Consider the following 21,847-nt stretch of genomic DNA (forward strand, 5'->3'; position numbering starts at 1 on the left):
TCCAGCTTTCTGAGCTTTACTCTTTTTTACCGGATCTGGATTCCGATTTCGAATCCTTCTTACGGAACCGGTGATTGATGCTGTCCGTTTGTAATGTTTGGTGCTTTTACATTAATCTGGTATTTTTCTTATCTTATGCTGCTGGTGTTGTTACACACGTTGACTACATTACTTTTCGTAATTGTACAGTTGCTGTTGCTTACTGTCAGGTTGACCCTGTAACTGCCCGGTTTACTATATACATGTATAGGGTTCTGCTCAGTTGAATTTGTCCCGTCTCCAAAGGTCCAGTACCATCTGGTTGCATCTTTTGACAGGTCCGTAAACTTCACTACAAGAATGAGATTGCTGGTGAAGTTTGCAGCAGGGCATTTTGGTACTGTAGGACATGTAGGACATGGGCATGTGGGACATGGCGGTTTTGGTACCGGGACAACACATACACAATGTCCAGTGGTAGAAACCGGAATATTGCGTGCAGGCGCCGTTGATATAACATTGTTATTTATCGTATTAATTATAGTGACCGTGTTACTGTTAAAGTTAGTCACGTGTGCCTCATTGCCTATTATTGAAATTGCAGCAGGATATTCTCCAACATTAATTGTGCCTATAATGTTGTTGTTTATCGTGTTAATCACAGTAACAGTATTGCTGTTAGCGTTACAAACAAATGCCTTATCTCCCGTGACTGCAATTCCGGTAGGATAGCTTCCAACGTTAATTGTGCCTATAATGTTGTTATTTATCGTGTTAATCACGGTAACAGTATTGCTGTTAGCATTAGTTACAAATGCTTTATCTCCTGCGACTGCAATTCCAGCAGGACGCTCGCCAACATTAATTGTAGCTGTTACGTTGTTATTTATTGTGTTAATTACAGTAACAGTATTGTTGTTAATATTGGTCACAAGCGCCTTTTCTCCTGCAACTGCAATAGCACCAGGTTTTTCTCCAACGTTAATTGTACCTATAACATTGTTGTTTATTGTGTTAATTACAGTGACCGTATTACTATTTACATTGGTCACATATGCATTTTCTCCTGCAAATGCAATTCCAGAAGGATAATTTCCAACATTGATTGTTGCTTCAACACTGTTGTTTATTGTATTGATTACTGAGACCGTATTGTTGTTAATGTTAGTTACATATGCACGTGTCCCATCTGGACCGACCGCAATTCCTCCGGTATCAGGGCCTACATCCAGTGTAGATGTAGTATTTGTTTCTTCGTCAATTATAGCGACAGTACCGTTAGTTTCGATTAATGGTGATACGATTTCCGGTGCTGTAAAATCCTCCTCAGGTACTGTTATAGCCTCCTCCGGTACTGTTACACTATCTTCTGATACTACTACATCCTCCTGTGGTATTGTTTCAACAGGTACTATTATTTCTCCAGTGGGCGTCACTTCTTCTGTTGGTGTCACTTCTTCTGTTGGTGTCACTTCTTCTGTTGGTGTTACTTCTTCTGTTGGTGTCACTTCTTCTGTTGGTGTCACTTCTTCTGTTGGTGTCACTTCTTCAGGAGGTGTCGCTTCTTCAGGAGGTGTTACTTCTTCTGTTGGTGTCACTTCTTCTGTTGGTGTCACTTCTTCAGGAGGTGTCGCTTCTTCTGTTGGTGTTACTTCTTCAGGAGGCGTCACTTCTTCGGGAGGTGTCACTTCTTCTGTAACGTTAGCGTCTGGTTCTGTCGGTAATAACGTTTCCCCGTTCTGTGCGCTAACTGATGCAACAGTTATTGATATTAAAAAGATAGACATCATGAAAATGCTTAATATCTTGTGCATACTGTCAGACTTTTGTTTCCCCATTAGTTATACACTCCAGATTTTGCTAAATTTGATACAATTTGACCTGGTTCTTTGATTCACTTTTAGCATATATGCTGATTGAGTTATATTACCAGTTTAATTCTCGCCATTATTCTCAGGGGAGAATATTTAGGTAAAACCTATTTTTGCTTGGAGCGAAAACGGCTCAAATTGCATCTACAAAGTATTAATTTTCGGAGAATATAATAATGAAAGAACTATAATTCAGAAGTCAATATAAATAAAAACCGGAAATTCTTTAGTCGTATGCTGTGAATATCTTTCAAGCAGTAGCATTCTTGATTGATTCTACTTGTATATTTATGAACTAATAAAAATACTAACCTCATGTTCTATCAACGATAAATTAGAGATTTATACAGCATGGAATTACAGATAGTAGAAAAACTGACAAAAACATCTTATAGCTCTATGTTTGTTATAAAAATTGGTTTTATTAAAGTATGACCTAAAATATGACTTGAAAACTCAGTAAATTTTTTATACACGTCATCTCATGTATTAGTATGAAATATATACACGGTTTTTATTGGGTTATGCCTATAGTTTTCTTTCTTACAATATTCTGGATCTTCAAGAAGATTCTAAGTTCTATTAAGTTTCGAAAATCTAATGTCAAATTGCGCACAGCCGCCCTACCCTGAAGATTCCAAAAAAGAAACTGCTCCAGAAATTTGGAGCGCTGTTCCAGATAAGTAACCTGAGACAATAAATGAATTGAAACAATAAACGAATTATCTCTCTCTGATCCGGACCTGGACCTCAGTCATCAGTTCTTCTTCCGGGACTTCAGCAGGGTCATTGAAGTACAGTTCCCTGCTCGGCATCATCGTCTCCAGATTGTTTTCTTCTGCATAGGAAAAAATCTTTTTATAAGCTGCTTCAACCCCGGGGTATGGGCCCCTGTAAATAACGGAAACTGCTCTTACAGCAGGCAGTGTCTTTATTTCCATTATGGGATCTTCCACTGAGAGCCTTCCTGAAACCGGAAGTGCAATCTCTATATCCGCACCTGTTTCTTTGTATTCCTCGTCGTGGCAAAGGAACATAATAGGACCTGTAGTTTTTACACGGTTACGCTGGTTTTCAGGGCTGCTAACACATACACAGATTTCGCCAATTAGTTTTCCTATAGTTTCTACAAAGTTCCCTTTTTCACGTTTGCTCAATACTCGCAGCTCAGGAATCTCTTTAATAACGGGTTCTGTAATTGACATTTTGAATATCTCCTTAACTTTTCCATTCTGTCTGCAGGCGCCCTGCAAAATGTCCTCGATCCTCTGCAGCTTTCCTGCCTCCAGCCGGACTTCCTCAAGCCTCTTCCTGAAACAGGTCTCAATAAATTCATTATTTCCTTTGCTTTCTGCGTCCAGAAGCATGGAAATTTCCTCAAGGGAAAATCCCAGGAAAGTAAAGGTCTTGATTTTCATTCCCAGCTCGATCTGGGGAACCGTATAGTAACGGTAGCCTGTAAAAGAGTCTTTTACTTTCGGAACAAGCAGCTCTTTACTATCATAGAGCCTGAGAGCTTTCTGGGAGAGACGGGTCATAAGGGAAAATTTTCCGATTGGGATCTGATCGACTGGCATCTTGCTCAACCCGTTAATTGTCCTGAAATTAGATAAACTGCCTTACTTTTCCCCGGGGAAAACTTCGTGTAAGAACAGAAAATCGTGCATAACTACGTGATATTTGATAACAAGAAAGGGATCCTGGAAGAAATAGTATTGAAAACATGAACTATATCGTGCTTCAGTTCGTAACTTCCCCTGTCGACAAGTTCGATGGCGACCTTGAACCGAAAAGGAATATGGAACAGAGTTCACTATGAGATTTATAGTGATTGAAATAGTTACTCTGGCTCAGTCGGCTTAAAATCACAAGAACATGAGTAAAAAAAGTTTGATGCTAAAGGCGAGATTCGAGCGTACGAATTCCTAGGAAACCAAACTCTGAATTCTCCTCACAGAGCCTGAATTTTTCGAGTTTTTTCTTTATTGCATTGTAATCTCTACTCTTTCACGCAGAAGGGAGTTTCAGCGATTTCGGAACTTTCTACATGGTAGTTCTATGGCAGTATGAATTCTTAAGACATACTGTAAGTTTTTGTGCAGTAGGTTTTGTTACCTTAATTCAGTCTTGATTTTTCAGAATACTTTCTTTTAATAAATGATCTTAAATTCTTTTGTTTTTATATACTCTGAATTTAAAATCAAATAATTAAATATTGAATTTATAACCTGTGAATTAATATTTTTTAAATGAATATAAGGGGAAAAGGTTAATGAAAATTAACAGGAAATCATACTCGATAGTTTTAGCTTCAACTACCTTATTTTTTGTTTTTTCTTTTGGCATGAAAGTCCATGATGAGAAAACTCATCACGTACTCTCTCCTTCCTTTTTTCCCATAATTGCGATAATTCCACTAATTATTGTTATCCTTTCATCAACCGAGAATATGTCTGCCTCAACAATCTTTCTCTTTTTAACTTCTCCCTTTTGGTATCCTGTTTCATCTTCGTACATCTCATCGTTTGTGATCAAATGCCATATTATTGTTGCAATTTTCCTTGCTAAGGCAATAATTGCCTTAGCATATCCAATTGTCTTCTTTTTCCTGTTAAAAAACTCCTTTAATCTGCTATTTTTCTTTCTTGCTGCTGCTTGAGCAATCTGAGTTAGAATCCACCTTGCTACTTTTGATCCTCTCTTAGTGATTCTTCCGTTATGGTATTTATCTGCAGATTGATACACATTAGGAACTATTCCAAGCCATGAAGCAAGTTTATCTCCCGTTGGAAAATCCCTGAAATCTCCTATTTCAGCAATTAGAGTTGCCGCACCAAGCTCCCCAATACCTGGAACTGACATCAAAATTTCCATTTCCCTTTTATGCTTTTGATAAGCATAATTGAAAATTTCTCTTTCAAGAACTTCAATTTCTTCATCTAAATGTTTTATAAGGTTCAGACATATCTGAAGCCTTATTGCAGCACTCTGTGATATTTCTCTATCCAGAATTTCCCTTATCTGAACACTCTTTTTCCGAACATTTGGAGAAAGCGACTCTATAATTTGATCAATATTTTTACCTGAAGAGATTCCTGCTAGAATTGCTCTACCATTTTTTCCAAAAATGTCAGTCAGAACATCACCCAGATGTAACATTTCGGAGGAAAGAATTGCATGAGCTTCATTTTTAATGTCCGTTCTTTTTCTTACAAGAGTTAGGCGAAGCCTGACGTATGACCTGAATTCTCTATGTTTCTTCGGAAAAACTCTTGATGGTTGAACCATCTTATTCAATGCAAGTTTTGCAATTACTTCGGAATCTATTTTATCTGTTTTTTTATGTGTAAATGCTTTCATATCTCGAGCATTTCCAACTATAACAGGCAAATGATCTATCAATGCCTCATAAATCGGAACCCAGAAATCACTTGTTGATTCACAGGCAACAACATCACATTTTTCAGAGGTTACTAAATTTTTAAGATCTAAAATCCCATCATCATCTCTGGCAAAACGATGTTGTTGTTTTTCACCGGATCTACTGAGGATAGTAGCAATAACAAAACGTTTGTGAATGTCTAAACCACAAGATTTGTTTATTTCTCCGTCCAATTTACATTACTCCATCATTTCCAGGACAGTAGAATTGCTTCAAAGGCAATTTGGCATCCGTGATCAAGGTCACATCTGGGCCTTCGATGGCAATTCAATGGTTAGTTTTTTGACGGCTTCGGAGAACCAAAGTAAAAACAACCTTCCTGTCCAAAGGTAATGATGGAGTTCTATTATCAAAAAAGCTAAGTGAAAAAGACTTTCATTTTTTGGGCATGTTATTCCAAGAATATCATGTGTGTTTTTTATTTTATCCATAGCATTAGCTGCCCAGGAAATCAGGCTCTCAGAGGATATTGGAGAGAACGGAAAGCCTTCTATTTATGGTGATAAGGTCGTATGGTCACACTGGGATAAAATTCATCTTTATGATTTAAAAACCGGAAATGATACCATAATTACTATGCATGAACATTATTATGCATCACATCCTGCTATCTATGATAACAAAATTGTATGCTGTATTTGTAATTTAAATGAGAACCCAGTTAGAGACAAACTTTACGTGTATGATATACTTAATTCTACAAATTCGCTAATTGCAGAGAATTTATCACATTGTGTTCCTGATATTTACAGTGATAGAATTGTGTGGGCTGAGGGGCATAACTACAAGACTGACATTTATATGTACAATATTTCCACTCAGGTGAAAACTCAGATAACTACCAGTGAATCTGCAAGCAATCCTAAAATCTATAACAATAAGATAGTATGGGAAGACTCGAGAGTAGGAAAGCCTGGTATTTATATGTATGATCTCTCCACTAAGAAGGAAAGTAGGATCAGCACTAGCGGACTTGCATCAAATCCCGCTATCTATGGTGACAGGATAATATGGCAAGATAGTAACAATTCAGGCTCTACTAGAAGAATAGGAGATGTCTACATGTACGACCTCTCTACTCAGAAAGAAAGCCGGGTCTCTTACAGCGGACATTCTTCGTTAGGTTCGCCTCCAGCTATCTATGGGGATAGGATAGTGTGGCAGGACCACCGCAACAGAAACTACAATATCTATATGTACAACCTCTCAACTCAGAAGGAGACTCAGATTACTACTAGCGGAAGTGCATACAGTCCTGATATCTACGGAGACAGGATAGCGTATAGTGATAATCGTCAAAAGTTGTCACCTGGTGATGGCGATGGTTATTTTTGTGATGTCTATATGTATGATCTCACTGCTGGACCCACAGAACCACAAGCTGGGTTTACATCCAATGTGACTTCTGGAACAGCGCCTCTAACGGTGTTATTCACTGATACCAGCACTGGTGGAGTGCCAACTTCCTGGCATTGGGACACTGGTGATGATATTTACTCAAAACATGCCATGAATTCAACCCACACGTTTACAAACCCAGGAGTGTATAACGTTACTTTAACAGTTGCAAATGAAGCAGGCAATAGTACGGTAACGAAACCGAATTATATTACCGTAACTCCCCCAGAACCACCAGTAGCAGATTTTTATGCTAATGTAACCTCCGGAAAAGCACCTCTAATGGTGTCTTTCTATGGTAGAATTATTGACAAAGCTACAAGTAAAGGCGAGGAACCTATTTCCTGGTATTGGGATTTTGGCGATGGCATTTATTCAAAACACACCACGAATGCAATCCACACATTTACAAAACCAGGGATTTACACAATAAATCTTACCGTAGGAAATTTCGTGGGCAATAGTACAGCGACAATGCCAGATTACATAGTCGTTATCGACCCAAAAGCTCCCGATGCAAATTTTAGCAGTAACATTATCGAGGGTTATGTTCCCCTGATGGTACAGTTTAATGACACTTCTCAAAATGCAACGTCAAGGGTATGGGACTTCGACAATAATGGAAAAACAGACTCAACTGATGTAAATCCTGTTTATACATTTACAACGCCAGGAATCCATACTGTTAACCTGACAGTAAGAAATGCTTACGGCACTACCTCAAAAACTGATACAATAATTGTACTTACAGAAAATGAGATCCGGATTACAACCAGTGAATTGGCATCCCATCCTGATATCTATGGTAACAGAATAGTATGGCAAGACCTTCGCAACGGAAACTACGATATCTATATGTACAATCTTTCCACTTCCAGGGAAACCAGGATCACTGCTAATGAATCAAATCAGACATATCCTGCACTCTACGGTGATAGAATAGTGTGGCAGGATGATCATAATGGACAGTATGATATCTATATGTACAATATATCTACTTCCAAAGAAACTCAAATAAGCACTAGCGGGCGAGCTCAGAAACCTAAAATCTATGGTGATAGGATAATGTGGATGGATTATCGAACTGGAAGTAAGGGTATTTACGTGCACGACCTATCTACTTCTAAGGAAACCCGGATAATTTCGGAAGGAATACCACAGTTTATCAATATGGAAGGTAATTTGATAGTCTGGGATGACCTTAGATACATAAGCCCGGATATTTACATGTACAATCTCTCTACTTCCACGGAAATTCAAATAACCTCTAACGGAGAATCAACATTTCCTGACGTCTATGGTAACAGAATAGTGTGGCAAGAGTGGCACAATGAAGATGGCAATCTGACCACCAATATCTGCATGTACGATTTATCCACTTCCAAGAAGACTCAGATTACTACCAATAAATCAGGTCAATACTCTCCCGCTATTTATGGTAACAAGATAGTATGGAAAGATTTCCGCAACGAATATATGAATATTTACATGTACGATCTCTCAACTCAAAAGGAGACTCAGGTTACCACCAGCGGAAGTGCAGAAGATCTTGATATCTACGGAAACAGGATTGTGTATAGGAAATATAGTCATAGAAAATTACCCATTGATCATGTTTTTAGTGATATCTATATGTATGATCTCACTGCTGGACCCGTAGAACCACAAGCTGGATTTACATCCAATGTAACTCTGGAACAGCACCTCTAAGGATATTATTCGCTGATAATTAAAGACGAAGCTACAAGTAAAGTCGAAGAAGCACCTACTTCCTGGTATTGGGATGTTGGCGATAGTATCTATTCAAAACATTCCATGAATGTAACCCACATGTTCATGAAGCCAGGAAATTATACAGCTGGTCAGACTGTAGAAAATGCAGCCGGGAACAGTATTGCGACAAAGCCGAGTACAGTTTTATGATCTTTCCCAGAAAGCAATTCCAAGGACCTATATTTCAGTGGCGATAGACAGCCCGACTCAAATGATATGAACGGGTTTATGTATACTCAAATCCTGGAACCTATACTTTTAAACTGACAGTAAGCAATGAAAAGGTTACTTCCCTAACAAAAATCACCAGATAGTCTAGACCCGGTTTATTATACGGATCCGTCAGCTTGGAACCACAAATGTCTATGGAATAGTAATTTCCACTCTATCTTCCTCAAGCCTGGGCTGGATAATTGGTCTCACCCCGCCCTTTAATCTCTTTCTTTTTTACAACTGCTTCATCTATTGAAATCCGAGAATTGTAATGTATCGAATTCTGAACAACTCTTTACTCCTGCCCGGAGCTCAAAAAGCTTTTAATATCGGTGAGAATATCGAGATGATAATGATAATGGAGAAAACAGCAAGAGAAATGTACGCGAAAAACCGCGAAAAAATCATGCAAAAAGCAAGGAGTTCCAATAGCGGGTTTTTTGGAGTGGGGTTCTATAATAACTTCAGCGTTTTACTTTCGGAAAAGAGTACAAGGCCTGGAATTCAATGGGATAATAATCCTGAGTTTCACTTTCAGGTGCCCTGTAAGAGGTTGCTGAATTATCGTTACCTTGATGAGCTATTTACCGAAGCACTGGATAATTATCTTCTTACCGGCAAAAAATTTTTCGTGAAAGATGAGAAAGATGAGTGACAGACTGGATTGTCATTTACCTCATTTAGATTACTTCAACCCTGGGGATTTTAAGGAAATTCGGAATTCCCAATTTAATTTATTTTTATTTACAGGTAAGAAATTACATCTGACCATCGCTTCTTTAAACTGCTTATTTGTGATAAAGAAACCACCTGGTGTTTGTTCAAACAAATTTTTAAGTGCATAACTGGTGTAATTTTTATTTGGCGTTTTTTGTGGGAGTATATTTAACATTATCCAATTATCCACGGCTTTTTTTTCAATATCGGTTAATTCGTATTCACTCATTTTTCTCACTCCTGTTTTTCATAATTTGCAAATAAAGTACCACTGAGCTATGCCTTGATTTTCCTTTATTGGAGAACAAAATTGGTTTTGAGATGAACTCACAGTCTATACACAAATATTTAATGTCGTTGACAGAATCATGCTTTTCCTGCATTTCTCGCCTTCTTCATGGCTACCTGATTCGCAGGAAATGATCTCTGGCAGTTTTCGCACCGGTAGTTACGCTTTTTCGTGTTTTTAGTTATATCAGGTGAATTGCAAAACGGGCATACTTTTATTGTATTTGTGGTAGTCATTAAAAAAGCTCCAGAACAAACTTAAACACTCGTTTTTAATTATCTTCGTTTTTACTGCTTTCTTATACACTCCTATAGATAAACGTAAACACTCAAAAATTATACAAATAATTACGCTGCTAAAGTCATTTAGAGACGTAAACTCGAACTATTCGACTTAATAAACAGTCTGAAAAAACAAATTCATATAAACCGTTCAGTCTTAACAGCCATGTTCTTGAAAGAGTAAATAAATGGGAAGCTCTGGTTTCAGGTCAAAAGTAAAAATGTGTATAGTTTTTACTGTAAAAGCCACATCCTCTTTTGAACCTATTCTTCAAGAATTACAAAAGTTATATCTTACTTCCTTTGCAAGCACAGCACGATTTTTTATATTTTCCGTAATTATAGAAATGTCCCTTGATTGGTCGCATATTGAAAACTGAGATTTCCAGTATTTTCACGAGAATTATCGTAATTATACGTGATATTTTATCATTTATGGTTCACAAAAGAGAATACAAATGTGCCAAGACGATGAACAAATTCATTGTATATGTTAGAAAAATTTCAGGTTTTTTAACCTCAAGTTTAAAGCATAGGAGCCAAGAATATTCACCGCCAAGCCATCTTGTCAAGCATCCTGATTAAGTTATTTACCTCATCAAAGGATAAGTCGGTCCAGCTATTTTTGTAATATTCTTTGCAGTACTGATCAATTTTTTTGTGCCTCTCCATATAATTAAGAGACTTTATTAATAAATCTTTTTGCCTAGATGTTATCGAAGAATCCATAAACTTCATAAATACTCCTTATCCATTTATTAGTAGTTTAATCACTGAAAAGCAGAAAATACCAAAAGCCTATGCTTTTTATAATTATATATATGGAGTTCATGTTATATATATGCCTGTATTAAATGAAGGTATCAATATATAGCTATGACTCATTCATCTTGTAGAAGCCAACTCAGAGGTGCTAATTGCAGGAGTTAACCCTACAAGGGCTGACCTTACAGATGCCAATCTTATAGATGCTACCTTGCAAGAGTTGATCTTTAAAAAGCAACCTCATAGAGGCAAAACTTGAAGAGGCTAACCTTAAAGGAGCTCAAAATATAATAGTTGACCAGCTTTCCAAAGCAAAAACACTTTACAATGCGGGATTGGATAAAGAGCTAGAGAAACCATTAAGAGAAGTATCCTGCCCTCTTTGATAAACTTAAAGTTGAGCCTTAAATTAATCCGTTCCTTAAAGACACACTAGAAGTAGAGAAAAAAGATTCTGAACATCTCTTACGTTGATTGGAAGAAGCTAGGGTTTTCTAAAGGTACTTTATATTATATGAAGCTATGAAGCAGGATACCAGGTCATATAAACCCTTTACTCTTAATAGCCATTTTCTGGTAAAGGTAAATAAATGGGAATCATTGTTTTCAGGTCAATAGTAAAAATGTGTATATTTTTACTGTAAAATAGTAAAATAATATTAGCATAATTGTAAAGAATTCAAATTAACAATCTAAGCTTACTTATTTTTTTACCTTTATTTTTTCGGAATATTTTTTATTGCATACTGAAAAATCTTCTTAAAATCAGTTCGATTTTGAACTTTCTCTTTTTTCAGATTCGAAAGCTTTAAAAATAAAATGACAGACGAAATAGCAGTTGGAACAAGTATATCCCAGCCTGTAATTTATATAAAAATCATTTCAGTGTATGCTGGACAACGCCTTTTTTAGCTGTCCTGTAAGACTTCTCTGCAAGTTCCACACTTCCCTTTACTTCCACGATTTCCATATCGAAAGTGCGGGCAAAATCGCGGACGTTTTTGTGGAAATCCGGGTCGTATGAAAGACCTGTATCGAGTTTTACCACTCGTGAATATCTCGGGTCCTTCAGGTAGTTCTCGTTGAAGTTCCGGGATTTCTTCCTTTCTTCCCTCCTTTCTTCCCTCATCTCTTTCCAGCTTGAAGCCCACATGGACGTGAAATAGAGAGCACCAGTCCCCCTGCAGGTGTACATGAGTTCATCATAGGCGGCATTCCCTCCGAGAGCGGCGCTTATGCAGTCTACCACAACTTCCTCATTTCCATCTTTAAACCAGTAAAGGGGGCAGTCAAATTCCAAACAGTTCTCTTCCAGATTCTCAAAGGCTCCTCCGCAAATGCAGTAAAAGAGGAGGATTCCGTCTGAAAAAGAGGACATCTCCTTGATATTTTTGTAGACTTCAGACCTGAGGATCTCAATATCATCATGAAGTCCTAGCTTCAGGAGGTTCACAACCACTGTCAGTTCTTGAGCCGCTTTAATCTTCATCTTCTCGTGAATTTTCCTGAAAAAAGGAAGTATAAGCAGGGGTTTTGAAATAGTCATGAAGCCAGAGCCGTGCCCGTTTCCCAGGAGAAAAGGAACCCTATCCAGGGGCGATGTTCTGGGCAGGCAGTTATCGGACCTGAGTTTCCGGAGCAGCCCGAAACTATCCTTGTTTTCCACCACAATTAACTGCTTCATTTCCTTATCACTGGAGATTATATGGGCAAGCTCATCCTCAAACATCCTGCAAGAGATAATACTCAGTACGGGCATGTGAAAACCCCTTTCCGGTTGTTTTTTAATTCTGATTCTGTTACGATTTAAAAAAAATGCTGGATAACCTATATTTTGAAGCCCTATAATTTCCTATCGATAAGCCATTAGTTAGAAAAAAATTACTATTATACCTGATCGTAATTCTAAGAGTGTATATTCCTGTTAAAAGGATCAGGCAAGCTCTTAACCACAAAACTTCCTCCTGAGAGTACCAATATAAAAACAAAGAGAGTACCAATATAAAAACAAAATTTGCTCAGTATCATGCTTTTGAGGGTAAGAAAACAAGGCTAGAGATAGCAAAGAGGTTTATTGAGGCTAAACTAAAAGGTCTAAAGCTGTTCTTGATTTCCTGAGCCAGAGGTATCCTGAAATTAAATTTGATATTTTGGATGGACTCACAAAGTTAAAAGGTGTAAAGAGTTTCAGGGAACTGTAGGTCTGGATGCTCATGTAGGGTTTTTGCATGAAATCACACCAAGCAAAAATAGCTTAGTATATAGCCTACTTGACCTACTTTAAGAGTCACTGAAGAAATTTATCAAACTCATCGATCAGAAACGGATAAATATTTTGTATACAGTTTAATTAGTGTTAATTACTTCAAGGGGATTAAAATGGCAAAGAATACTGGAGAAAATAGAAGAAATGGATCTGTCAAAGGAAGAACACAGACATACAACCCTGTAACGGATCAGCATGTAAAGAGAGATGCAACGACTGGACAATTTATCGGTGCGAAGAAAGGAAAATATAAAGGTATTAGAGAAGAAAAATAACCGACCACTAAAGGTTAAAGAGATTGATTATTTCTTTAAAACGGTTTTATTTCTTTTTAGACTTAAATTGAATTCTTGTACAGTATATTAGCATGTACACTTATCTTCTGTAAATACATACAACATTACAGCCATATCTAGGGATTTACAAAAACTCAGAAATTTTGTATGCATTTTGAAGCCCTAACAGTACTGTGCCCACCCCACGTTCTGACAGGCGTACAAATCCTTTTGGGATGCTTTTATCCACAAGTTTAGCGCGATACAATTCTTTGACTGCATTTTGATCTAGTTTTGATTGCTTTTCCCAACCTTCGTTTATGCCAAGAGTTCCCATTTCATATAGATGTTTAAGTATTTCGCTTTCCATAGCTTCTAAAATGTACATACCTATAAACTCCTGATCTTCATTATCTGAGAGAAATAAAGTCTTCATTAGTGCAATGAGGGTAATCAAATTTTACAAACAAAAGCAAAAAGCTCCATTAATCATTGATTACAATCACAACAATAAAGTTAACGAAATATTATTTATTATTTTCATAATATCAAAAACAGTAGGTAGAAGAATAATATAAGATTAAACTAATAAAAAAAATTGAAGAGTTTATGTGAATTTCTCCACTGGAAATTAAGGAATGAGCTGGTTTCAAAATTCCGCTTATTCATGTATTTGATAGAAAGTATCAATTCTATTAAGTTCTGATAATCTTGATTTGTCCACTCCAAAAATTGGCATGGAAAGATTGAAGGTAGTTTTGAAACAAGCTCAATAGAAAATTATAGACCGTAAAGCCAGAAACCTGAAGGCTGTCTGTGCCTGTTTTACTTTAAAATATATGTATCACTCATTTTCAAAAGGCACTTTACATTATATGAAGCAGAATGCCAAGTCAGATAAACCGTTTACTCTTAATGCTCATGTTCTGGAAAGAGTGAATAAATGGGAAGCATTGGTCTCAGGTTAAAAGTAAAAATGTGTATGTATTTACATATTACATGTAATATGTAAATACATAAATTTTACAGTAAAATAGCAAAAACAGTATCAAAAGAAATTGAAAATAAAGGCAGAATGTAAAACAATTTTACATTCTAAATCTCTAGTAAAATCCAGTGAAATAGTTCAAAGTTGGAGAAGGTTAAAGAATTAATAATAAAGGCTTAAACTATTTTAAAAAGGATATACCATTTTTCTATAAATTCAATATCAAATTCTTGGATACAATGTCATGTTTACTCACTGCAATAATTCCAAAACCAAGGTAGATCATCTTCATTAAAACCAGGAAACTCCTCGTCATAAGAAATAGCCCCCACATTTTGGGCATTTTCCCAAAACTCCACTAATGCATTATAGAAATACTTTAACATATCTGGATAACGTTTCAGTATTCCAATTAATGAGCAATTTTGATCTACTTTAAACTCAATCCCTTGTCTGTTATAAGGTGAAAATGCTACCATCACTACATTAATCAATAAATTGGAAAAAAGGGTGCTCAGATAATTTAAAGCCTCAAGGCAATTTTCATCTCTCGGATCCCATCCATCAAAAAATCTATATAATAATCGATGGTTAGCATTAAAAATCACTGTTTCATAATCAATATTATCCTCTGGATCATGAACAAACAGCGGTTCTTTGGTTCCAGTTTTACTATGCATATTAAACGTGAACATATTATATTTTATAGGATACATTTTTGAATCATTATTACTTACAAAAGCTTCGACGACGACTCCAGGTATAGATGTAATATAGATATCAGAAGGATTCCATAAAATATCACATAAAAAGTCGTATTTCCTCCTGCTATTCGTATCTCTACCTAGCAAAACAATTACATCTGGGTTAATTAGACTTTCTATTTCTTCGAAAACATTTTCGTTTTGAATTTCTTCAGGCCAAGTTTCTGAAGTTACTACTATTGTTGGGAAATTATTAAAGTCTTTGATAAACTTGTAAGCACGTGTTCCATCACGTGAAATCGTTAAAAAAGGAACATTATTGAGGATGATTTCTGTAATTAATTCTATTCTCTTATCTTCCATATAATCGGATCTGATAGGAGGGTCATGTCTATAAGTACTAAATAAATTGAGATCCGTTAATTCATCAACATATTGAATATATTTTTCAAATGTATTCAAATCTCTATATGTTTTCAAGCTATTTTCGAGTTCACATATTAATCTTGCTTGTATTTTTTCAACTAATTTCAAATATTTTTCATCCTCAACTATATTTAATCTGTTTGGAGATAGTGATAATTTTGTTTTACCTGAAATATTAATTGACATCAGGAGACTATTGGATAACCAACTGGGTAATATTTTATCAAAAGGAATTGAGAAACCCCTTTGAGCAATCAGATGTTTTCTTTCTCTAGAGGTCCTTACAACTCTCATTGTACCTTCTATTCCCTCAGATTTATCCAATTCATTAAAAGTAACCCCAAAATAAATTTTTAAATTAGGAGTATCTCCATATATATCACCTGGTAAAAGAGGTTCATAGAGTTTCGTTTCATTATTTGTTTTAACGATTATTTGGTATTCAATAAAAGGAGCGATTTCGGATATTTTTTCAATTAGTGATGAGGAAGAAAATGGATGATCAGATTTCAAGTTCAAAGTTATTTTCGTTCCATACTTAGAACGTTTAGATTGCCGTTTTACAAAATAGTCATAAGCTGTCGGGATTTCAAAATATATTGGTATGGATGGGTTAAGCTCATCTTCAAAAGTTTTTCTTCTACTCTCAACAGTAAACTTGTCGGCAACCATAAAAACTGATAAAATACCTATTCCAAATTCACTTACAGGATCTATGTCTACGTTTTTTTCACGAAAATCTGAGCTTTGATAATAACTTCTACCACTTTCATGAAATAATTCTTAAATATCTCCTCATCCATTCCAATGCCATTATCTTCAACAATTAATTCGTCATTTGTCAAAGAGACTTCTATGGTAGGGCGATAACCATTTCCTTCTCTTTTCTCCAGAGACTCTCTATAACGTACAGCATCTACAGAATTCTGTAAAAGCTCTCTAAGTGCTACTAATGGATCTCCATAGAGTCCTTCCCCCATAAGTAAATCGAGGACTCGACGATAATCAAGTTCAAAACGGAAATCACGGTATATATAACCATTAGAATGAACGCGTAAATTAACTGGCTTAGAAAGATTTAACCTATATTTTCTAGCGAAATCGTCTCTATAACTCAAAATTAAATAATTGCTTTCCTCAAGTTCTTTATCAATATCTTTTATAAACTTTCTAAGTACTCGTTCGCAGTCTGGACTTTCACACTCAGCGTCAATTTTGATTTCTTCAGGTTCAATCCGGAATCCAGTAATAGAAAGATGTTTTTCCCACTCTTGAATGCTGATTTTATCCTTTGGATTTATATGGTAGAATAAATGCTTTGGTGTTCTTTCTGAATCAAGATCCAATATATCAGCCAGTCGTAATACCAGAGATAAGTACTGAACATTCACTGGCTTATTTCGTACTGAAACATCAATTGGCCAATCATCATTCTTTTTTAACTCTTTCACCGGAAGACCGTGACTATCGCATACTGCTTTTACCCATTTATAGTATGGTGTTTCTTTCCATGAAATTTCGGAGTCTAATCCATATTCTTTGATTATTTTGTGTGCACGTTCAACATGATTTTCTCTGAGAAAATCAGTAAATCAGGTAGTCTCAAAACCATTTTTAATTCTACAATTGGGTAATGCCCTTTCAATTTTTATTTCATTTCAACAAGAAAAAGTAAATTTTCATAGCTCAACATAGCGTATTTGCCATTCTCGCTTGAATTCTCCCCTTATTCCATCCTTTACTTTCTCCTCCAACTATCATTTTCAGCATTTCTTTCAGGTTTTTCCCTTGTCTTTTTATGAAATCTGCTATTTTCTTTATATTGTGTACAGTGCACATCATAACAAATTCAATTCCTGTTTTCCTTTTCCCCCTCAGCAGAAATTCCCTAAACCCTCTATCCTGTTTCATCTGTCCAAACACAGGTTCTACGGTAGACATTCTTTTCTGATACTTTTCCGTACCCTCTTCTGTGTTCAGTTTAGCCCTCATATCCTTCATTAAATGTTCTCGAGGATCTCTTGTTATTGTTCTTTTTCCACTCTCAGTACATGCATTTTTCAACACACACTGAGAACAATAGCTACAGACATAATACCTTAAATCAGGCTCACCTTTCCTCTTTTGTATTCTTGAAAAGGGAATTTCAAAAGCAGCAGGACAATAATAGCAGTCTTTTTCTTCGTCGTATTTAAAAAGAGATTTCCTGAACTTCCTGGTTTTTCCTTCTTTTTCAGCTTTATAGTAGTTGTCAGGAATGTAAGCATCAATGCCTTCTTCCTGTAAAAATTCCAGATTCTCATATGAAAAATAACCTGCATCTGCAAGCACGATTGTTGGTTTATATCCCAGTGTATTTTTTACGTTCTGTATGATTGGTTCTACTTGATGCAGGTCGTTTTCTTCGTTGACAACGTCTGCTGCAACGATAATTTGTTCCTTTTCATCAACAGCAACCTGACAGTTGTATGAAGGTTTCTTGCTCCCATCTTTATGTTTCATAATTCGAGCATCGTTGTCTGTGATGTTTACTTTTTTCAGCTTTTCTTCATCAAGCTTCTTCTTAGCGTTTTTAATCTTCTCTAATCTTTTCTTCTTGTCAACTAGCTCTTCTGGAATCTGATATGGTGTTGAGTCACCATAAATTTCATCTTCATACTTATCTGTCTCAATACTCTCTTTTAGTATCCGATCTATTTCTTTTTCGAGAGAATCCGAACTCTTGCTTTGTCTTGATGAAGCATTTGCCTTGATCTTTGTTCCGTCAATCGAGATACTGGAACCAATCATATCCATTTCTTTACAAAAAGTGACAACCTGGGAAAATATCTCTTTAATAGGACCAAGGTGAGTTGAACGGAATCGACAAATAGTATGAAAATCAGGTTTTTGCATGGCTGCCAGATACATAAATGCAGTATCAGTTTGAGTCATTTGTTGCAGTTTACGTGAACTTCTAATGCCTATAAGATAACCATAAAGTAATATTTTTAAAAGAATTATTGGATGATAGGCTGGGCAGCCTTCCTTAGAATAAGTGGATTCAATAGCAGTGATATCAACGACATCTACGATGTCGTTTAGTACTCGGGCGAGATGATTTTCAGGAACAAAATCTTCCAGGTTTAATGGAAGTAAAAACTGCTGCTTTTGATCGTATTTTCTAAACATGGGAAACACTGGAATTTAGTTTTGTAAAAAAGATAAAGATTACGGGTTTCTGACCCAAATGTGCGATCAGGTATAGTTTTGAGACAACCTGAAATACTTTATTTTCAATATCAAGTACAGCATCATAAACTGTTTTATAATGAACGTGATTTTTTTGGAGAAAATCAGTAAATGCTTTGTTTTCAATAACAAATACTGCTTCATAATCACCATCTTTTTTAGCTTTCTCTAACTTTTCACATAATTCTTCGTTTAAGGTTAAAAGCATTTTAAATTCTTCAATATTAAATAACGCTTTATAGTTTTCATATAGTTCCTCGTTTGAAGTTAAAAGTTTTTTAAATTTATTAGTTTTAATAATTTGCTTCCGCTCATCAGAAGAAGAGATCATTCCTATGTCGTGAAGATACGCCGCATAAATAAGTATGGAAATTTCAACAGTGTTTAATTGTTTAAGAGTCTCTGGAGGTATTAAGTCTTCCATATTTTTAATTACATGTAGACTATGATTAGCGTTATGTAGTGTGAATTCAGGCATGTTTATTGGAATTCTTTCTAACAAGGAAGAGACCTTATCAACAACTGAGGTTATATTTTTCGAAATTTCATTGTCTACTATTGAAGTCTTTTTTTTCTCTTCGTTTTCCTTCTCAAGAAGCTTCTTAAATAAACCTGTTTGTTGTAACCTCAGAATCGCATCTTCAGACATTTATTTGCTCCTATACTGCGTGCAAACTTATTTAAATACCTCAAACATTGTTCGCTTTTAATTTCAACCAGAGCTTAATCTAAAACTTCTTTAGATATGATTTAAGAGATTAGTACCTGGTATTTTAACTAAAACATCTTTAAAAAAGCATACTATAGTCAAATAAAACTTTGGATTTTTGTCCGGCACTAAGAGGGAGGGGGCATAATCTTTAATTAATAAAAATTTAGAACTATTTTATTTGACAACAATTTTTATTAATCCGATTTTATAGAACTAGGATAATTTTTCTCAGAATAACTTTCAAAAAGATGGTTGTGCGAAAATTTTGTGCAAATGCGTACACTTTTTATCAATTTAAATTTATAAACTAAATTAAATTTAATCAGGACAACTTTTGAAAAACGCGGTTGTGTGTTATTCATACAAACCCGCGTACAAAAAATTTGAGATAACTATATCCCATAATTAGAGTGCGACGGGCTGTATTTGAACCACATACCTTCGTAAAAGAAGGAAATTAATAACTTACATTTTAGCAGCCAAAAAATCTCATTTTAAATAAAATGATATATTGCCAGAAGCCCTAAACACAAGTCGACATCTCGCTTAACCTGTTAATTGCCCTTAAATTAGATAAACTGTCTTACTTTTCGCCAGGTGGAAGTTTGATTTTTAGTAAAGCGCATTTTATTGCATATTAAAAGAAGTATATTATCTGAAATTCAAATTATGCTGTCACTATTTTTAGGCAGAAAAAGCAAATATAGGGCAATTTGAGGTAGATTTGATGAGGGGTAATGGAAGTTCGAAATTTATCGAATTACTTGTGTTTTTACTAATTCTGCTTGCAGCCTCCGGTTGTGTTGAAACTCCTGATTCAGGCAATGAATCGTCTCCAGTCAATGAGTCAGCCACATACTGGCCAACCGAAGGCTGGAGAACATCAACACCTGAGCAGCAGGGGATGGACTCGGAAAAGTTGGCTGAGTTACTTGATTACGTTGAGGAAAATGACATTAACATTCACAGTCTGCTAATCATACGCAATGGATATGTCGTTACTGATGTCTACTTTTATCCTTTTACCAATAATTCAGTACACGATGTCGCTTCCGTTACCAAAAGTTTTACAGGAACCCTGATAGGTATCGCAATTTCCGAAGGGTACATTGCCGGTGTCGATCAGCCGGTTCTGGAGCTTTTCCCGAATCGCACTGTTGCGAATGTTGATGCAAATAAAAAGGCAATGACTCTCGAAGACCTTCTTACCATGAGATCTGGCCTGGAATGCGTTAACGAGCCTTACGAAGTTACTACGGAGCAGATGGAAGACAGCCCTGACTGGATCCAGTTTGCGCTTGACCTGCCCATGGCAGAAGAACCTGGCACCCGTTTTGTCTACTGCAGCAGTAACTCACATCTTCTCTCAGGAATCATCAGTGAGACCACTGGCATAAACGAACTGGCTTACGCCAATAAAACTCTCTTTAAACCTCTTGGAATTTCCAATATCATCTGGCCTTCTGACCCTCAGGGAAATAACCGCGGCTGGGGCGACCTGCATTTGACCCCTCATGATATGGCAAAGTTAGGCTATCTCTATCTTAATAACGGGGAATGGGATGGGAAACAGATAGTGCCGGCAGAATGGGTTTCTGAATCTACGCGCGAGCAGGTCTCTATGGAAGAGGACGAGGGATATGGTTATCAGTGGTGGGTTCCAGACGATGACCTTCCTGAACGTTATGACGCAAGGGGCCGTGGGACTCAACTAATAACTGTCGTGCCTGAAGAAAATCTCATAGTTGTGACCACAGGCGGCGGCTTTAACGCAGATGAGACAGCTCCTTTCCTTGTTGCTGCTCTGAAATCAGACAGGCCTCTTCCTGAAAACCCCACCGCCTATGGACGGCTTCAGGAAAAAATAAATGCAGCTGCAGAGCCTCCTCAACCTGAACCTGTGAAGCCTCTGCCTGAGATGGCGAAAAAAATTGAAGGAAAAACATACGTTCTCGATTCCAATCCTCTGGACCTTCAGTCTCTCTCTTTAAATTTTGATGAGGAAAAAGGAGAAGCCTTATTTACAGTGGGAGTGGCGGAAAACCAGACGTTAGAGTATCTTCTAGGACTGGATAACGTTTATAGATTCTCTCCCGGAGAGTACGGTCTCCCCGTAGCAGGGAAAGGATCGTGGGAGTCTGACAATGTTTTTGTTGCTTACATCGATGAGGTCGCAAATATAAATCACTATAAGGTAACTGCTACTTATCAGGATGATCAGGTGACCATATTGGTGCAGGACCCGACATGGTTTGGGGATGTAGAATTTGGCGGGAGGCTTGAAGGCAGCAGCGAACAGGAAGCGGCTGCAAGAAATAATACCAGCAGTTGATGGTGATAGTATATTGGATAATATATTGATAACTTAGAGCCCATCCGAAAAGTCAAATACGGAAAATTGAAAAATCATAGCGGGTCTAAAAAAATCATAGCTGGTCTATAGAATCAGAGTATCAGTTCTGGTTTTGAATTATTTTTTGTAAAATTTAGATCAGGTGACCATTTTTCGGATAGGCT

19 protein-coding genes are annotated in these 21,847 nt (G+C 36.5%); 7 read left to right on the forward strand and 12 right to left on the reverse strand.

Annotated elements, in window-relative coordinates:
• Nucleotides 1–128: 128 nt before the first annotated feature.
• From M886_RS11720 to M886_RS11730, 3 genes are all read right to left on the reverse strand, one after another.
• Nucleotides 129–1,817, reverse strand: a complete 1,689-nt coding sequence (locus M886_RS11720) for a PKD domain-containing protein (RefSeq protein WP_152558029.1) — start codon at nt 1,815–1,817, stop codon at nt 129–131.
• A 755-nt stretch (nt 1,818–2,572) separates the two neighbouring features.
• Entirely contained in the window at nt 2,573–3,427 is an 855-nt protein-coding gene (locus M886_RS11725; protein ID WP_048043206.1) for a MerR family transcriptional regulator, read from the reverse strand.
• A 793-nt stretch (nt 3,428–4,220) separates the two neighbouring features.
• Nucleotides 4,221–5,465, reverse strand: a complete 1,245-nt coding sequence (locus M886_RS11730) for an IS110-like element ISMma5 family transposase (RefSeq protein WP_011032006.1) — start codon at nt 5,463–5,465, stop codon at nt 4,221–4,223.
• 238 nt (nt 5,466–5,703) lie between these two features.
• Here M886_RS11730 and M886_RS11735 point away from each other — a divergent pair, with 238 nt between their 5' ends.
• The 3 genes from M886_RS11735 (at nt 5,704) to M886_RS11740 (ending at nt 9,331) form a co-directional block, all read left to right on the forward strand.
• Entirely contained in the window at nt 5,704–8,400 is a 2,697-nt protein-coding gene (locus M886_RS11735) for a PKD domain-containing protein (protein ID WP_235203942.1), read from the forward strand.
• 18 nt (nt 8,401–8,418) lie between these two features.
• Nucleotides 8,419–8,613 carry a PKD domain-containing protein gene (locus tag M886_RS19350; RefSeq protein WP_268745880.1) on the forward strand — a complete coding sequence of 65 codons (195 nt, stop codon included), beginning with the start codon at nt 8,419–8,421 and terminating at the stop codon, nt 8,611–8,613.
• 334 nt (nt 8,614–8,947) lie between these two features.
• Nucleotides 8,948–9,331 carry a hypothetical protein gene (locus M886_RS11740; protein WP_011035062.1) on the forward strand — a complete coding sequence of 128 codons (384 nt, stop codon included), beginning with the start codon at nt 8,948–8,950 and terminating at the stop codon, nt 9,329–9,331.
• A gap of 30 nt (nt 9,332–9,361) precedes the next feature.
• On the opposite strand, the gene M886_RS11745 is transcribed toward M886_RS11740, so the two are convergent.
• The 4 genes from M886_RS11745 to M886_RS11755 form a co-directional block, all read right to left on the reverse strand.
• The gene (locus M886_RS11745; RefSeq protein WP_048040595.1) at nt 9,362–9,622 is read right to left on the reverse strand and encodes a hypothetical protein; all 261 of its coding nucleotides are present in this window, start codon (nt 9,620–9,622) and stop codon (nt 9,362–9,364) included.
• 137 nt (nt 9,623–9,759) lie between these two features.
• The gene (locus M886_RS18685; RefSeq protein ID WP_137726720.1) at nt 9,760–9,918 is read right to left on the reverse strand and encodes a TFIIB-type zinc ribbon-containing protein; all 159 of its coding nucleotides are present in this window, start codon (nt 9,916–9,918) and stop codon (nt 9,760–9,762) included.
• A 594-nt stretch (nt 9,919–10,512) separates the two neighbouring features.
• On the reverse strand, nt 10,513–10,701 hold the full coding sequence (locus tag M886_RS11750) for a hypothetical protein (protein WP_048036496.1): 189 nt from the start codon (nt 10,699–10,701) through the stop codon (nt 10,513–10,515).
• 904 nt (nt 10,702–11,605) lie between these two features.
• Nucleotides 11,606–12,487 (reverse strand): DUF1638 domain-containing protein, encoded by an 882-nt coding sequence (locus tag M886_RS11755; RefSeq protein WP_048051220.1) that lies wholly within the window; start codon nt 12,485–12,487, stop codon nt 11,606–11,608.
• 242 nt (nt 12,488–12,729) lie between these two features.
• On the opposite strand from M886_RS11755, the gene M886_RS19175 reads away from it, so the two are divergent.
• The 3 genes from M886_RS19175 to M886_RS18920 all read left to right on the forward strand — a co-directional run bounded on the left by M886_RS19175 (nt 12,730) and on the right by M886_RS18920 (nt 13,269).
• Nucleotides 12,730–12,846 (forward strand): CRISPR-associated endonuclease Cas1, encoded by a 117-nt coding sequence (locus M886_RS19175; RefSeq protein ID WP_226987769.1) that lies wholly within the window; start codon nt 12,730–12,732, stop codon nt 12,844–12,846.
• A gap of 85 nt (nt 12,847–12,931) precedes the next feature.
• On the forward strand, nt 12,932–13,012 hold the full coding sequence (locus M886_RS19180; RefSeq protein ID WP_226987768.1) for a CRISPR-associated endonuclease Cas1: 81 nt from the start codon (nt 12,932–12,934) through the stop codon (nt 13,010–13,012).
• Between the two features lie 95 nt (nt 13,013–13,107).
• Nucleotides 13,108–13,269, forward strand: coding sequence for a hypothetical protein (locus tag M886_RS18920; RefSeq protein ID WP_011035059.1), 162 nt, complete (start codon nt 13,108–13,110; stop codon nt 13,267–13,269).
• Between the two features lie 145 nt (nt 13,270–13,414).
• Here M886_RS18920 and M886_RS11760 read toward each other — a convergent pair whose 3' ends face one another.
• From M886_RS11760 to M886_RS11775, 5 genes are all read right to left on the reverse strand, one after another.
• Nucleotides 13,415–13,705 carry a hypothetical protein gene (locus M886_RS11760; protein WP_152558030.1) on the reverse strand — a complete coding sequence of 97 codons (291 nt, stop codon included), beginning with the start codon at nt 13,703–13,705 and terminating at the stop codon, nt 13,415–13,417.
• Between the two features lie 800 nt (nt 13,706–14,505).
• Nucleotides 14,506–16,059 carry a hypothetical protein gene (locus tag M886_RS17515; protein ID WP_011035057.1) on the reverse strand — a complete coding sequence of 518 codons (1,554 nt, stop codon included), beginning with the start codon at nt 16,057–16,059 and terminating at the stop codon, nt 14,506–14,508.
• A 47-nt stretch (nt 16,060–16,106) separates the two neighbouring features.
• Complete coding sequence (locus M886_RS17520; RefSeq protein WP_449288745.1) at nt 16,107–16,934, reverse strand: HD domain-containing protein; 828 nt, start codon at nt 16,932–16,934, stop codon at nt 16,107–16,109.
• Between the two features lie 139 nt (nt 16,935–17,073).
• Complete coding sequence (locus M886_RS11770) at nt 17,074–18,558, reverse strand: IS1182 family transposase (protein WP_015411731.1); 1,485 nt, start codon at nt 18,556–18,558, stop codon at nt 17,074–17,076.
• On the reverse strand, nt 18,551–19,267 hold the full coding sequence (locus M886_RS11775) for an HD domain-containing protein (protein WP_048051221.1): 717 nt from the start codon (nt 19,265–19,267) through the stop codon (nt 18,551–18,553). Before M886_RS11775 ends, M886_RS11770 begins: the two co-directional genes overlap by 8 nt.
• Nucleotides 19,268–20,057: 790 nt before the next feature.
• Between M886_RS11775 and M886_RS11780 the strand changes: the two genes are divergently transcribed.
• On the forward strand, nt 20,058–21,662 hold the full coding sequence (locus M886_RS11780; protein WP_048051222.1) for a serine hydrolase domain-containing protein: 1,605 nt from the start codon (nt 20,058–20,060) through the stop codon (nt 21,660–21,662).
• Nucleotides 21,663–21,847: the final 185 nt, after the last annotated feature.

It is taken from the genome of Methanosarcina soligelidi (genome assembly GCF_000744315.1).
Taxonomy (GTDB): domain Archaea; phylum Halobacteriota; class Methanosarcinia; order Methanosarcinales; family Methanosarcinaceae; genus Methanosarcina; species Methanosarcina mazei.

Coding starts and splice junctions, on each gene's coding strand:
- M886_RS11720 (WP_152558029.1), bottom strand. CDS start 1,817: ATGGGGAAACAAAAGTCTGACAGTATGCACAAGATATTAAGCATTTTC.
- M886_RS18685 (WP_137726720.1), bottom strand. CDS start 9,918: ATGACTACCACAAATACAATAAAAGTATGCCCGTTTTGCAATTCACCT.
- M886_RS17515 (WP_011035057.1), bottom strand. CDS start 16,059: ATGGTTGCCGACAAGTTTACTGTTGAGAGTAGAAGAAAAACTTTTGAA.
- M886_RS11745 (WP_048040595.1), bottom strand. CDS start 9,622: ATGAGTGAATACGAATTAACCGATATTGAAAAAAAAGCCGTGGATAAT.
- M886_RS11760 (WP_152558030.1), bottom strand. CDS start 13,705: ATGAAGACTTTATTTCTCTCAGATAATGAAGATCAGGAGTTTATAGGT.
- M886_RS11725 (WP_048043206.1), bottom strand. CDS start 3,427: ATGCCAGTCGATCAGATCCCAATCGGAAAATTTTCCCTTATGACCCGT.
- M886_RS11780 (WP_048051222.1), top strand. CDS start 20,058: ATGAGGGGTAATGGAAGTTCGAAATTTATCGAATTACTTGTGTTTTTA.
- M886_RS18920 (WP_011035059.1), top strand. CDS start 13,108: ATGGCAAAGAATACTGGAGAAAATAGAAGAAATGGATCTGTCAAAGGA.
- M886_RS11740 (WP_011035062.1), top strand. CDS start 8,948: ATGTATCGAATTCTGAACAACTCTTTACTCCTGCCCGGAGCTCAAAAA.
- M886_RS11770 (WP_015411731.1), bottom strand. CDS start 18,558: ATGTTTAGAAAATACGATCAAAAGCAGCAGTTTTTACTTCCATTAAAC.
- M886_RS11750 (WP_048036496.1), bottom strand. CDS start 10,701: ATGAAGTTTATGGATTCTTCGATAACATCTAGGCAAAAAGATTTATTA.
- M886_RS11755 (WP_048051220.1), bottom strand. CDS start 12,487: ATGCCCGTACTGAGTATTATCTCTTGCAGGATGTTTGAGGATGAGCTT.
- M886_RS11775 (WP_048051221.1), bottom strand. CDS start 19,267: ATGTCTGAAGATGCGATTCTGAGGTTACAACAAACAGGTTTATTTAAG.